This window comes from Paenibacillus bouchesdurhonensis (assembly GCF_900155685.1).
Taxonomy (GTDB): Bacteria; Bacillota; Bacilli; order Paenibacillales; family Paenibacillaceae; genus Fontibacillus; species Fontibacillus bouchesdurhonensis.
Genome location: NZ_LT732547.1, coordinates 188993 through 204989 on the forward strand (window position 1 = coordinate 188993; position 15997 = coordinate 204989).

The following is a 15997-nucleotide window of genomic DNA, read 5'->3' on the forward strand; positions in this document are numbered from 1 at the left end:
ATCCAAAGGAGGCGGTTCTTCATCGCCTGTATGAACTGCAGGCGGACAGATGGCCGGATCGGATTGCGATTAGCATGGGAGAGTCGGCGCTGACTTATGAGCAATTGAATGCCAGGGCTAATGCGTTGGCAGGAGTGCTGCGGGATCGCGGCGTCAAGCCTAACCAGATCGTTGGAATTTTGTGTTCCCGATCAGAGAATATGGTGATCAGCATTCTTGCCGTTTTGAAGGCTGGCGGGGCTTACATGCCCATTGATCCGCAGTATCCCAAGGAACGCATCAAATTTATGATCGAGGATAGTGGCTCCGTATTGTGCATTGTTGAAGATGCGGCTCTTGCCCCTGTCGGGACATCTGTGCCGACTGTGAACCTTGAAGATAGAGAGGTGCGGCTGGAGCTAGGCGTTCAAAGCGCCAGCAATCTGGAAGCGGTGAACAAGCCGGAGGATCTTGCCTATATTATTTATACGTCCGGCTCAACCGGAACCCCGAAGGGGGTTATGATCGAACATCGCAATGTTGTCAGACTATTGTTCAATGACCGCAATTTATTTGATTTTAATGAGCATGATGTGTGGACATTGTTCCATTCCTTCTGTTTCGATTTCTCCGTCTGGGAGATGTACGGCGCGCTGCTGAATGGCGGCAAACTGGTTATCGTGCCGGAAGCGGCGGCCAGAGAGCCGCAGCGCTTCCTTGAGCTGCTGCGCAAAGAAGGCGTAACGATATTAAACCAGACCCCTACTGCCTTTTATCAACTGGCCAAGCTCGAGACCGGACAGCCGTATCCCGCAGATCTTCGCGTTCGTCATGTGATCTTCGGCGGGGAAGCGCTCCTTCCGATACAGTTGGCCGCCTGGAAGAAGAAATATCCGAATATCAAATTGATTAATATGTACGGGATTACCGAAACAACGGTTCATGTGACATATAAGGAGATAGGCCTGTCGGAGATAGAAGGTAGAATCAGCAACATCGGCAAGCCGATTCCAACGCTGCAGATATATCTCCTTAACGAAGACAGCGAGCTTGTTCCAATCGGGGTGGAGGGCGAAATATATGTGGGCGGCGAAGGTCTGGCCAGAGGATACGTCAATCGGCCGGAGCTGACGCAGGAACGCTTTGTTCCCCATCCGTTCGAGCCCGGACAGCGGTTGTACCGGACAGGAGATTCGGCCCGGTGGCATGCCCATGGAGAATTGGAATACCTGGGGCGAATCGACCATCAGGTGAAAATTCGCGGGTATCGTATCGAATTGGGTGAAATTACGACCCGGCTGCTTCACTGCGCCGGGGTGGAGGACGCTGTCGTTACGGTCAAGAAGGATAGTTTTGAGGAGGATATGCTTTGCGCTTATTTTGTAAGCGAACAGAAAATCAGCGGGTCGGAACTGCGGGAACAATTGAGCCGGCATTTGCCGCAATACATGCTGCCTTCTCATTACATCCAAATCAAGAGCATACCGATGACCTTGAACAACAAGGTGGACGTCAAGTCCCTTCCCGCTCCGGGGGAGCATGTGCAGCCAGCAGATGATTCAAACTTGGTCATGCCCTCCAATGAGATGGAACAGCGCATGTTGGATATTTGGAAGCTGCTGCTGAACCATTCGAATATTGGCGTTACCAGCAACTATTTCGGATGCGGCGGGGATTCGATCCGGGCGATTGAGCTGATAAGCCGCTGCAACCGGGAGCTTGGACTGCACCTGGAAATTGTCGATCTATATATGCATCCGACTATCCAGGGCCTGCTGGAGAACTGTTCCGCACCCGGGCTCACCCATGATATACAGCAGGAAATTAGGGGAGATTTAGAGCGTCAACGGCAGGAATGGCTGGATAATCCCGATTATCGCGGGATGCTTCCTCCCCAGGTGGAGGATGTGTTTCCGATGAGCGATATCCAACAAGGCATGGTGTATCACTATATGAAGCATGAGGGCTCTGGAGTGTATCACGATCAATTCGTATATCGGACGCCAGGCCGCAGGCTGAGCGCAGAAAAATTGAGAGAAGCCATCGCACTGATCAGCAGTAGACACCCGATGCTTCGGACAGGGTTCAATCTGACGGATTTTCCCGTCCCGGTTCAATTCGTATGTTCACAGATGGAGTATCCACTGGATGAGGTGGCGTTAGCAAATGAGGGGGACGACGGTCTCATAGAGCTGGAAATCAGGGCTTATCTGGAGCGGGATCGTAAGCGTCCGTTCCGAATCGAGAAGGCGCCGTTGTGGCGCATCGTCCTTTTTCATTCGGAAAGTGAGACCTACCTATGCTGGATATTCCATCACGCTATATTGGACGGCTGGAGCGTAGCTGCTTTTATATCAGAGCTGTTCAACCTCTATAAGGATTTGAAGGGGGAGGAAGTCAGTGCTTAGTCCGCTGCAAACAAGCTATAAAGATTATGTTGTCGAGCAATTGGCGATGGCTCAAAATCGGGAGACCGCTGAATATTGGCGCAATGAACTGGTCGATTACCGGAAATACGCCTTTCCCGATCCGCCAGTACTTTCCCAGGACGATCCGCCTAATTCCACGGTTACGCCGCTGCCTCAAGCGCTGTATAACAGCTTGCTGCTATCAGCTCAGCAGCAGCAGGTCAGCGTAAAATCACTATGCCTGGCGGCTTTTATCGGCACGCTGTACATGTATTCCTACGAAGAGGACATTCTCATCGGACTTGTAGAAAATGGGCGCCCTGTCCATGAGGATGGAGGACGGGTATTGGGTTGTTTTCTCAACACCGTTCCGATGCGCACGAAATTTCTTCCCTCGATGACCTGGGCAGAGCTGGCTGCGGACGTAAACCGCAAACAGATTGAATTGAAACAGCATGGACGCATGTCCCTGGTGCAGATTTTGAACGCGCTCGGAGAACAAAGCCATCGCGACAACCCGCTATTTGACATCGCTTTTAACTTTATTGATTTTCACATTTATGAATCGGTAGACAAAGGGTTGTTTGAGTTTATGCCGTACAGCTTCGAGAGAACGAATACGGTGCTTGATTTCAGTGTCTCGGTCACATTGGGGGAGCTGTCCGTTAAGATGGTGTCCTCCTATGACCAGGACTTCACCTCGCAGCTGCTGCAAATGTACATAAGAACACTGCATTGCATGACTCGTCAGCCCTCGGAGCGAATAAGCCCGTATTTCTGGATGACCGAAGAGGAGAAGGCGAAGCTGCAATCATTTAATCACACAGATGCTGATTATCCTAGGGAAGCTACGGTGGTCAGCTTGTTCGAGCAGGCGGTGCGGAATTATCCCCGCAATACGGCTCTCGTGAAAGGAGAGGAGGAGCTAACTTATTCCGAGCTTGACCGAAAGGTTAACGTGCTTGCCAGCCGATTGCTGGGCTCGGGAGTTGCGGCGGGAGAGCATATCGGCCTGCTGGCTGATCGCTCCTTCGAGATGATCATCGGCATCATGGCCATATTAAAGGCCGGATGTGCCTATGTGCCGCTGGATCCGGAGTTTCCGCAAGAGCGGCTTAGAGGCATTCTGGCGGATTGCGGGGCGAATTGGCTCCTCGCCGGCGAGGGCTTGTCTGTGGAGGGCTATGAGGGGACGAGTCTTGACTTGAGCGGGTTATGCCAAGACCTCTCAGAGGCTCAGGCTATATCCTTACCGGAGGTTCAGCGTAAGCCGGCCGATCTTGCCTATATTATGTATACCTCAGGCTCCACCTCGGCTCCAAAGGGCGTAGCGGTAACCCATGGAAACATTGTCAAAACCGTGTTCAATAACGGATTTATGGATATTTCCGATTCTGATCGGATGCTCCAGCTATCCAATTATGCCTTTGATGGAAGCACGTATGAAATTTTCGGCGCGCTCCTTCATGGGGCTGTCTTGGTTCTTATTGCGAAGAAGGATGTGCTGAATGCCTCGGAGCTGGCAAGGACTTTGGAGGAACAGAGGATTACATCCGCCTTTATGACCGCTGCATTGTTCAATACGATAGTGGATTGGGATGTTCATTGCTTGCGGCATGTGCGGCGGATGTTCTTCGGGGGCGAGGCCGGGTCGAAGAAGCATGTGCTCAAGGCGTTGGATTGTCTGGGGGAAGGCCGACTGGCGAACGGATACGGCCCCACAGAAACGACTGTATTTGCTTCAACTTATGTGGTCAATGACCAATTGCGCAAGTATAACTCCGTACCTATCGGACGTCCTATTCATAATACGCGCGTTTACATTTTGAATCAGCAGGGGGAACGGCAGCCGATCGGTGTGCCGGGAGAACTCTACATCGCTGGTGAAGGCCTTGCCAGTGGTTATTATGGACAGCCGGATTTGACCGGGGAACGGTATCTGCCGTGTCCCTTTGAGCCGGGGAACAGAATGTACAGAACCGGCGATCTGGCGAGATGGCTTCCCGATGGGAATCTCGAATACTTGGGACGGATCGATCAGCAGGTCAAAATACGCGGCAACCGGATCGAGCTTGGCGAGATCGAAGGAAAGCTGCGATCCATGGAGACGATATCCGAAGCTTTGGTCATCGCGGCACAGGATGATCGTGGGCATTCGTATTTATGTGCTTATGTTGTTCCGGCAGGGGAGAAGGGGACTGTTTCCGCTTGGAAGAAGGGTCTGCGGGAATCGCTGCCGGAATATATGGTTCCAAGTACATTCGTATCGCTGGAGAGCTTTCCTCTTACGACGAATGGCAAACTGGATCGCAGGGCGCTCCCGAAGCCGGAGCGAGTTCAGACTCAGAAAGGCTATACGGCACCGGCCAACCCAATGGAAGAGCTGCTGTGCCAGCTGTGGGAGGAAGTTCTGGATACTGAGGGTATCGGGGTTGAGGAGCATTTCTTCGAGATCGGCGGGCATTCTCTGAAGGCGATGCTTCTGGCAGCGAAGCTGCAGAAACAAACGGGCGTCCGTATTTCGCTGCAAGAGATGTTTCTGCGTCCAACGATACGCGAAATGGCGCTATGGCTGATGGATACGGAACCAGCGCAGGCAGCGAAGGGAAATATCGTACCCGCTCCGGTTATGGAGACCTATCCCGTCTCCTCCATTCAGAAGCGAATCTATATTGTGCAGCAGTTTGAAAATGCCGGGACAAGCTACAATATGCCCATGGTGCTCGAATTGAACGGCCAGCTTGACAAGGAACGGCTGCGAAATGCATTTTACGCACTGATCGAGCGTCATGAGAGCTTGCGGACCTCCTTTGAACTGGTGGACGGCGAGCTCATGCAGCGTGTTCATGAAATGAATGAAGTTAACGCTGCTCCTATATTTTCAGAAAAGTCATTTAGGGACAACGCCGAGCCTGAGTGGACAGAGGAACGGTTAAGCGATCATGCAAGGATGTTCATCCGTCCCTTTGATCTAGGTAAAGCTCCGCTAGTGCGGGCTGATCTGCTGGGGATTTCCCCGGAGCGGCATATTTTGCTTCTGGATATGCACCATATTGTGTCGGATGGCACATCAATAGAAATATGGGTGAGAGAGCTTGTCCAGTTGTATCAAGACGTCTCTCTGCCATCGCTGCGAATTCAATATAAGGATTTTGCTTACCAGGAGCAGCAAAGGGATGACGAAGCATATGCGAAGGGCGAGCAATATTGGCTGTCGCGCTTCAGCGGAGAATTGCCGCTTCTGGAACTTGAGACGGATCAGCCCCGTCCTCCGATTCGCAGCTTTGCGGGGCAAAGGCTGGTGAAGGAGCTGGAAGTTGAACTGGCGGAGGAGATCCAAGCTGCTGCTGCCTCCCGTCAGTCTACGGTCTTTATGATCATGATGGCGGCCTACCACGTGCTTCTCGCCAAATATTCCGGTCAGCATGACATTGTTGTGGGAACGCCGTTTGCATGCCGAGGAACTGTGCAGGACGAGCCGATCGTCGGTATGTTTGCCAATACGCTGGCTCTGCGCAGCCAGCCGTTGTCTGAGCTGACGGTTAGTGAATATTTTCAGCAGGTACGGGAGTTGGCTTTGACTGCCTTCGAGCATGGGGCTTATCCGCTGCACGAGCTGATCGGCCGTTTATCCTTGCCATACGATGCGAGCCGGCACCCTTTATTCGACACCATGTTTGTACTCCAAGAGGAGGGCCAGTCGGTTTATCGCCTGCCGGGGCTAAGCATTTCATCCCGTGAGTTTGATCAAAGCGCCGCGAAATTCGACCTGACCTGGGTATGTACAACATCCTCCGAAGGAGTAAAGATCGGGGTGGAATATCGGGTCGATCTGTGGAAGGAAGACTCGATACATCGCATGTTAGCGCATTATGTTCATCTTCTGCGGCAGATGGTGGAAGACCCGCACTTGCGGATTGGCGAATTGGAGCTGGCCACCGAGACAGAGCTTCAGCAGCTTGAAGCCTGGAATGCTACTGAAGCCGAATATCCGCGCCACGCATCCGTTGCTGATCTGTTCGAAGAACAGGTTATACGCCGCGGATCGTCCTCGGCCGTGATGATGGACGGCGAGTCCCTGACCTATCTTCAGCTTAACGAAGCTGCCAATCGGGTGGCATGGTACTTGATCGAAAAGGGAGTTCAGCCGGGAGAAACCGTGGGGATGCTGATGGAGCGTTCGCCGGAGATGATTGTCGCCATATTGGGCATCATCAAGGCTGGCGGCGCTTATGTTCCGCTGGATCCTGGATTTCCGGCGGAACGTATGGCTTATATGCTGGATGACAGTGATGCAAGATGGCTGATCGCATCGTCAGGGCATGCTGTGCCTGGCTTCCAGGGAGAAGTAATTCCTTATGAGGAGAGCAATTGGGCGCATCTATCCGGCAGCAATCCTGGCGGATCGTCCGAGGCTGGCGGCTCGGCGCAAGCTGAGGCTGTTGCCAGCCGACCCGGCCCGGATCATCCGCTTTATATCATGTACACCTCCGGGTCGACGGGAACGCCGAAAGGGGTCGTGACCACCCATCGCAACGTGGTGAAGACGAGCATCAACAACGGGTTTATCGAGGTGACTCCGACGGATCGGATGCTGCAGCTATCCAACTACGCTTTTGATGGCTCGACGTATGAAATCTTCGGAGCGCTGCTGAACGGAGCGACGCTAGTGCTGATTCGCAGGGAGGATGTGCTGAACCCCGCTGAGCTGGGGAGAATCCTGGAGCAGGAGCGCATTACGTCAGCGTTCATGACGGCTGCGCTGTTCAACACGGTGGTGGACTGGGATGTAAGCTGTCTGAAGCATGTGCGCAAGCTGTTCTTCGGAGGGGAAGCAGCATCGCAGAAGCATGTGCTGAAGGCGCTGGACTACCTGGGAGCCGGACGGATCGCCAACGGCTACGGCCCGACGGAGACGACGGTATTCGCGGCCACGTATACGGTGGATGAGGGGCTGCACGAGCGGGACAGCGTTCCGATCGGCCGGCCGATTCACAACACGAAGCTCTATGTGCTGAATCCGGATGGACTGCGCTTGCCTGCGGGCATTCCTGGAGAGCTGTATATTGGCGGAGACGGGCTTGCCCGGGAGTACTTGGGCCAACCGGAATTGACCTTGGAACGATTCGTGGACAATCCGTATGCTCCGGGGGAAAGGCTGTACAGAACCGGGGATCGGGTAAAATGGCATACCGATGGAAGCCTGGAATTTCTGGAGCGGATCGATCATCAGGTGAAGATTCGCGGACACCGGATTGAGCTTGGGGAGATCGAAGGGTGTTTGCGTCAGTTATCCGGGGTGAGGGAGACGGCGGTTACTGCCGGCAGGGACGAACAGGGGCATTCTTATTTATGCGCTTATGTTGTTCCGGCAATGGAGAACCCTGATGTGGATTCAGATGAAGCGAAGAAGCTTGTCGCATACTGGAAGAGGGAATTGAAGCGGCAGCTGCCCGACTATATGGTGCCTACGGCATTTACACTATTGAAGGAGCTTCCGCTGACAAGCAACGGGAAGCTGGATCGCAAATCCCTGCCGGAGCCGCAGCAAATCAGGGGTAAAATGTATGCTCCTGCTACGAACCATTACGAGGAAAGACTGATCGGGATATGGGAGGAAGTTCTGGGCGTATCCGATGTCGGAATTCACGACCACTTCTTCGAACTGGGCGGGCATTCGCTTAAGGCGATGCTCTTAGTCGGCAGAATCCATCAGGCGCTCAGCGTCAAGCTGCCCCTGCAGGATGTATTCCGCCATCCTGAATTGAAAGAAATGGCGGCATGCATTTCGCGTTCGGATCGGAGCAGTTATCAATCGATTCCGCTTGCTCCGAAGCAGGAGAGCTACCCCGTAACTGAAGTACTCAAGCAAATCTATTATACACGCGAGTCTGATCCTGCCGATGTCAGCTACAATATGCCGATGCTATTCGAAATTGCCGGCATATTGGACACGGATCGACTGACTGCGGCTATTCATCAGTTGTTGGCGCGTCATGAAGCGTTGCGTACCTCTTTTCATATGGAAGGAACAGGGCTTCTACAGAAAAATCATGATATCGGCGAAGTAGACTGGAAGCTGACATTCTTGATTGCAGAGGATGCCGCTGACAATGCCGAGAATGGGGAGGGCATCGCCGCTGCTCTGGATCAGTTTATGGATCAATTCGTTGTTCCATTCGATCTGGCGCAAGCTCCGCTGTTCAGGGCAGGGCTGCTGAAATTGGCAGCGGATCATCATTATTTAGCTCTGGATATGCATCATATCGTGTCTGACGGGGTATCTGCCCGTGTCATTTATGAAGAGCTGCTGCAGCTTTATCAGGGACTGCCTCTGCGTCCGGTTCGCCTGCAGTTCAAGGATTACTCCGTATGGGAGCAGCAACGGCGAGACAGCGCAGAATATGCCGAGCATGAGCAGTTCTGGCTCAATCAATTCGAAGATTATGATGGCACTGCGGAGCTCCCGTTGGATCGGCCTCGCCCAGCCATGCGGAATAATCAAGGCCAGGTGTACCGGTTTGCAATCCAACCCAAGCTTTTGCAGAAGCTGAAGGGGGAAGCATCCAGCCGCGACACGACATTATTTATGCTGCTGTTGTCTGCTTATGGAATTCTTTTATCCAAATACACTGGGGAAGAAGCCGCGATTGTGGGCACACCGACGGCCGGACGCGGACATGCTGATGTTGAAGAGACGGTGGGGATGTTTGTCAATACATTAGCGTTTCGCCTAAAGCCGGAGATGGAGCTCCAAGTTTGCGAGTATTTAACCCGAGTGAAGCATGAACTGCTGCAGGCTTATCAGCACGGGGCTTATTCGCTTAGCGAGCTTGTGGACAAGCTGAATATTCCCTACGAGTCTGGCAGAAATCCGCTCTTTGATACGATGTTTGTCCTTCAGGATATGGATTTGGAGACAAAAGAGCTTCAGGATCTGACGGTTACCCCATTATTGTGGCAGAACCGCCAGGCCAAGTTCGATATGACTTGGGCTTGGCAAGAGCGCGGGGGACAATTGAGCTGTGAAATTGAATACCGTCCGGATTTATGGGAGGAATCAACGATCCAGCGGATGGCTCGGCACTATGAATGGCTGCTGGAGCAGATGATGAACGATTTTGAAGTCAGAATACATCATCTGGAGCTGATCACGCCTGAGGAGAGAGAGCAGATCGCCGCATGGAACAGCACCTATGCTGAATATCCACGTTTTGCGACCGTGACTTCCTGTATCGAGGAAGCCGCGGCTGATAGACCGGATCAGACAGCGGTTGAAATGGGCGAATACTATTTGACCTATAGGGAATTGAATGAACGGGCTGACCGAATGGCCGCTTACTTAAGAAGCCATGGTGTCGAGGCAGGGGAGTTTGTCGGACTGATGACCCAGCCGCAGCCGGATATGATTGTGGCGATACTGGCTATTCTGAAGGCGGGCGCCGCCTATGTGCCGCTGGATCCAACCTTCCCTGAAGAACGGCTTGCCTACATGCTTCGCGCTAGCCATGCAAGGTGGCTTGTTGCGGAAGAGGGCAGCCAGCATATCGAGTTCGGCGGAACCCGCATTGGCTTGAAGGAGGCATATTCGCAAGCAGAGACTGGTGTCATGCCTGTTTCGGTTTCGTCTGCCGCTGATCAGCCGTTGTACCTGATGTTCACTTCGGGATCAACAGGAACTCCGAAAGGGGTCGTGATTACACACCGAAACGTAGTCAAGACCTGCATGAACAACGGCTATGCCGAAATTACCGCTGAAGACCGCATGCTCCAGCTGTCCAACTATGCTTTCGATGGCTCTACGTATGAAATTTTCAGCGCATTGTTAAATGGGGCTACTCTGGTGCTGGTATCCAGAGAGCAGCGACTGGATGCTGCCGAGCTGGCAGGAACGATTACAGGGAAGAGAATCTCCGCGATGCTTGCGACAACGGCTCTCTTTAATACGCTTGTTGACTACGATGTTCGTTGTCTTCAAGGGGTGCGGAAGCTAATTTTTGGCGGAGAGGCAGCATCGTTTAAGCATGCCGTTAAGGCTCTGGAGCATGCCGGAGAACATAGAATTATTAACGCCTATGGCCCGACGGAAACCACGGTAATTGCCGCAACCTATTCCTTAACGGATGACGTCAAGAAGCGAGGCCGTATTCCCATCGGCAAGCCGATTCATAACACAAGATGTTATGTCGTTAGCGATTGGGGTCAGCTTCAACCGATCGGCCTTCCGGGAGAGTTGTGGATTGCAGGCGACGGACTCGCCCAAGGATATCTGGGGCAGGATGAACTGACGTCTGAAAAGTTTATAGTCTGCCCTGAGCTCCAGGAAGAGAGGCTTTATCGTACCGGTGATCTTGTGCGCTGGCTTCCAGACGGAAATCTGGAATATGTTGGGCGAATGGATCATCAGGTCAAAATTCGTGGAAACCGGGTAGAGCTTGGGGAGGTCGAAGGAGCTATTTTATCGCTGCCTTCCGTAAAAGAGACCGTTGTCACCGAGTTCAGGGATAAGCAGGGGCATTCCATGCTGGTTGCTTATGTAGTCTCGGACGTTCCAGCGGAGGAGCAAGGAAGCGCTCATAGCGTCGGAGCTTCCGAATGGAAGCAGGCTCTGAAGGATCGATTGCCGGAATACATGATTCCTTCCGTCTTCATTTCCTTGCCGGATATTCCGCTTACGCGCAACGGCAAGCTGGATCGCAAGGCATTACCGGCTCCGAACATCGGGGATAATCATGAATATATTCCTCCCGGCAGTGAAACGGAGGCGGCTTTAGCCGAAGTATGGCAGGAATTGCTGGTCATTGAACAGGTAGGGGCTACGGATCATTTCTTTGAACTGGGCGGCCACTCGCTCAAAGTCATGATGCTTGCCGCCAAAGTGCACGAGCGCTGGGGAGTCAAGCTTGCCATCCCAGAGTTGTTTCAGAATCCGGTACTATGCGACATGGCCCGATTGATCGATGGCAGCTGTATGGAAGTGTTTGAGGAAATTCCTTCTGCTCCAGAGCAGGATACTTATCCGGTTTCTTCTGCGCAAGAAAGGCTGTATCTGGTCGAGCAGTTCGAGGATGCGAAGACGAGCTACAATATGCCGATGATTCTTCAGCTTACCGGCTTGCTCGATCGAGACCGCCTTGAATATGCCCTGCAGGGCCTGCTCCTGAAACATGAATCGCTCCGAACATCCTTCATCATGATCGAGGATGAGCTGAGGCAGCGCATTCATCCGATGGAGGAGCTGGATTGGCAATTGGAGCAAGGCCCGAATTTGTCGGGAGGGAATTTACCCGAAATGGGCAGGAATGCTTTCATGGAGTATGCAGGGAACTGGATTCGTCCTTTTGATTTAAGCCAGGCTCCTTTGTTCAGAGCGGTTCTTTGCTCCATAACGGAGTCCGAGCATTATTTGCTGCTGGACATGCATCATATGGTGTCGGACGGGGTAAGCACAGGGATTCTATACGAGGATATTACCGCACTGTATCAAGGTATGCCGCTGAAGCCGGCCGCGGTTCATTTCAAGGATTATGCGTATTGGCAGCAAGAGGAGCGCCAGAAGCCGCGCTATCGTGAAAGCGAGCAGTACTGGCTGAATCAATTCAAGACGGAGCCTCCGGTGTTGGATGTGCTGACTGGTGGAACGCGTCCCTTACAGCGCAGCTTCGAGGGGGATACGTACTCTTTCGATTTGAAGCCCGAACTGAGCGCCAAGCTGCGACAGCTTGCAGCAAGTGCAGAGGCGACCTTGTATATGGTCTTGTTCGGCGCATACAGCGTTATGCTTTCCAAGTATACGGGAGAAGAGGATATCGTCGTCGGAGCTCCGTATGCCGGAAGAAATCACGCCTCCATCTCTTCAGTGGCCGGAATGTTCGTCAATACGCTGGCCATGCGCATCGCTCCACAAAGCGATTATAAGGTTCGGCAGTGGCTGGGCAAAGTTCGGGAGGAACTGCTGAACGCATACGAGCATGGAGACTTCCCGCTGCATGAGTTAATGGAGAAGCTGCGCATTCCGCGTGATCCGGGCCGCAATCCATTATTCGATACGATGTTTGTTGTTCAGGATGTGAAGAGACGGGAAATACAGCTTCAGGAGCTGACCATCGCGCCCGTGGAATGGAGCGGAGGAACCGCCAAGTTTGATATGACCTGGGTCGTGGATGAAGGCGAGGATGCACTGCGTCTTACGATCGAGTATGGAACGGTGCTGTATTCGGAAGCGCAAATCCGGCAAATGGCAGAGCATTACGAGCACATTCTCTGGCAGATGGCCGACAACCCGGAAGCTGTATTACGGGAGATTGAACTAGCTACAGAGGAAGAAAAGCAGAAAATACTATACGAATTCAACGATACGGATGCCGAATACCCGAAAGAGGCGACGATTCAACAGTTGTTTGAACGGCAAGCAGCCATTCGGCCTGAGCATCCCGCTATTCTGACAAGACACGCGGCAATCAGCTATGGGGAATTGAACCGCCGGGCGGATCGTCTGGCCCGGTATATCGGGCAGGCAGGTATTCATCCAGGTGAACCGATTGGTCTTCTAGCTGATCGGTCTGTAGAAATGATTGCTGGAATCCTGGGGATATTGAAGGCCGGCGGGGCCTACGTACCGCTAGATCCGACGTACCCTGCGGAGAGGCTGCTGTTTATGCTCGGCGACTGTCAGGCCCGGCTGGTCCTGACTGACGATCAGGCGGCTCTGACCGGGTTCGATGGAACCTTGATATCCCTGTCTGATTCCGTCATGGAAGAGGCAAATGGACAGAGTGAAATGCGTTCTATTTCCTCGGGCACGCCAATGATCCATTCTGGCCCTGATGCGGAGAGCAGCGCGTATATCATGTACACCTCGGGATCGACGGGCACGCCCAAGGGTGTCGTAACTACGCATCGCAATATAGTTAAGACCTCTGTTAACAATGGCTTTATCGAAATTACGCCGCAGGATCGAATGCTTCAGTTATCCAACTATGCGTTTGATGGCTCCACTTATGAGATATTTGGCGCATTGCTGAATGGCGCTGCGCTGGTTCTAATACCTCGGGATGATGTCCTGAATGTGTCCGAGCTGGCTGGAACGATGAGGGATATGCGTATCACGACCGCTTTTATGACGTGTGTGCTGTTTAATGCGCTAGTGGATTACGATATGAGCTCTCTTCGCCACATTCGGCGGCTGTTTGTCGGCGGGGAGGTCGTGTCCAAATCACATGTGCTGAAAGCGTTGGACTATTTAGGCGAGCACCGCGTTGTCAGTGCTTATGGCCCAACGGAGACCACGGTTTATGCCACGACTTATCCTGTAGGCGAAGAGCTTCGCACTCGGGGAAGCGTCCCCATTGGCAGGCCGATCCATAACACGAAGGTTTATGTGGTTGACCGCCATGGCCATTTGGCGCCCATCGGCGTTCCGGGGGAGCTGTATATTGCCGGGGACGGGCTGGCGAAGCATTATTTGGGTCAGCCTGAGCTGACGGAGGAAAGGTTCCTTAAAGATCAGTTTTTGACGGATGGCCGGATGTATCGGACAGGGGATCTCGTCCGCTGGCTGCCGGACGGAAATTTGGAATTCCTGGCCAGAATTGATCAGCAGGTCAAAATACGCGGACACCGCATCGAATGCGGAGAGGTTGAAGCCAGACTTCTTCAGCATCCATCCGTTCGGGAGGTGGCCGTTATCCCTCGGCAGGATACCGGCAAGGGTACGTACCTGTGCGCTTATATTGTTCCGACGACGGCTTGCCGTCCGGAGGAATTGCGCAAGCACATGCAGGAAGCGCTCCCCGATTATATGGTGCCTGCTTACTTCGTCGAGTTGGCGGAGCTGCCGCTAACCTCGAACGGGAAGCTGAACCGCAGCGTCCTGCCGGAGCCGGATGTCAGCCAGGTTCAAGAAACGTACATGGCGCCGGAGACGGAGGATGAGCGTATTCTGGCGGAGGTCTGGTCCGACATGCTCGGGGTTGAGAAGGTCGGTATAAACGATAATTATTTTCTGCTTGGCGGGGATTCTATCAAGTCCATCCAAATTGTTTCAAGGCTTGCCCGATACAACCGTAAGCTGCAGGTTAAGCATTTCATGCTCTATCCGACGATTGCCGAATGCGCTCAATATATGGAGTACATCGAGGATAAGAGAACCTGTCAGGATCCGGTTGCGGGAGAACTGCCGCTGACGCCGATTCAACGCTGGTTTTTTGAACAATCGTTTACGGAACCGAATCATTGGAACCAGTCCATGATGCTGTACCGGGAGCAGGGCTGGAATCCGGAGCTTGTAGATAAGGTATTCCATCGTCTAGTGGCGCATCACGATGCGCTGCGAATGAGATTTGTTCGGGAGTCAGGCTCGGTACGGCAGATCAATGCCGGAATCGAAGGTTCTCATTTCTTGCTAGAGGTTTGCAAAGTGGGGAAAGACGAGACAGAGGCGGAAATTGAACGTCTTGCCAATATGCTGCAGGCCAAGATGAAGCTGGAGGAAGCGCTTGTCCGGCTTGGTCTGTATCAGACAGAGGACGGCGATCATCTGCTTATTACAATCCATCATCTGGTTGTAGACGGAGTATCCTGGCGGATCTTGCTGGAGGACTTCATGCATTTATATGATGCCATGCTGAACGATGAGCCGGCGTCTTTGCCGGAGAAGACGGATTCGTACATGGAGTGGAGCCGCAAGCTTGTCGAGCCTGCTACCCTGGCTAAGCTTGCCGCCGAGAAGGATTACTGGCGGGATGTCGAGAAGCAGGCCGCGCAGCTAAGCTATGCGGGAAGAAGGCCTTGTGCGATTGCGGATAGCAGGACGGCGGGCTTCCAATTGGATGAAGCTATGACCCGGAAATTGCTGACCGAAGCGAACCGGGCCTACCATACGGAGGTTACGGATCTACTGCTTACAGCACTGGCGCTGGCTTATGGGGAACGCAGCGATGAGGGCGTAGCCATACACCTTGAGGGACACGGCCGGGAGGAGTTTATGGAAGGTATGGATCTGACCCGAACCGTGGGCTGGTTCACTTCGATTTACCCCGTTGTACTCCCTGCTCCAGCTTCGGAGCTGGGAGAAACCGTACCTGTCATCAAGGAGTTGATTCGCAATATTCCAAATAAGGGGGCGGGGTATTCGATTCTAAAATATGCTGGTGCAACCTCGCAGGATAATCCAATCCCGAGCGGATTCCAGCCTGAGGCCGTCTTTAACTATTTGGGGCAATTCGGGACGTCAGCCTCATCGGGAGGATTCGATCCGTCTCCTATGCCTATGGGAAGTCTCATTAATGAGCTTAATTCGATGACTCATTTACAGGAATGGAACTGCGTGGTCAGCGAAGGCAGGTTCCAGCTCACGTTCCGCTACGATCCTTCAGCGATGGGAGATTCGGAAGCTATCCAGCTGCTTGAGAGCTATTCCCGGCATTTGCAGGCCTTGATCGAGCACTGTCTAGCCCAGGATACAGAGCAATTTACACCGAGTGATTTCAGCGACGATGATCTTACGTTCGAGGAGCTTGACGAAATATCGGATATGCTTCGCAAGCTTGAATGATAGAGCGAAGGAAGCGTAACACGGAAGCACCCAGTTAGGGTAGGGTGCTTCCCGC

1 protein-coding gene and 1 pseudogene are annotated in these 15997 nt (G+C 53.0%); both read left to right on the forward strand.

The window, feature by feature from the left end; all coding sequences use genetic code 11:
* Window positions 1-2 precede the first annotated feature (2 nt).
* A pseudogene (locus CZ379_RS01045) lies at window positions 3-2387 on the forward strand (non-ribosomal peptide synthetase); the annotation flags it as partial.
* The gene (locus CZ379_RS01050; protein ID WP_110929902.1) at window positions 2380-15942 is read left to right on the forward strand and encodes a non-ribosomal peptide synthetase; all 13563 of its coding nucleotides are present in this window, start codon (window positions 2380-2382) and stop codon (window positions 15940-15942) included. The pseudogene CZ379_RS01045 and the gene CZ379_RS01050, both read left to right, overlap by 8 nt.
* Window positions 15943-15997: the final 55 nt, after the last annotated feature.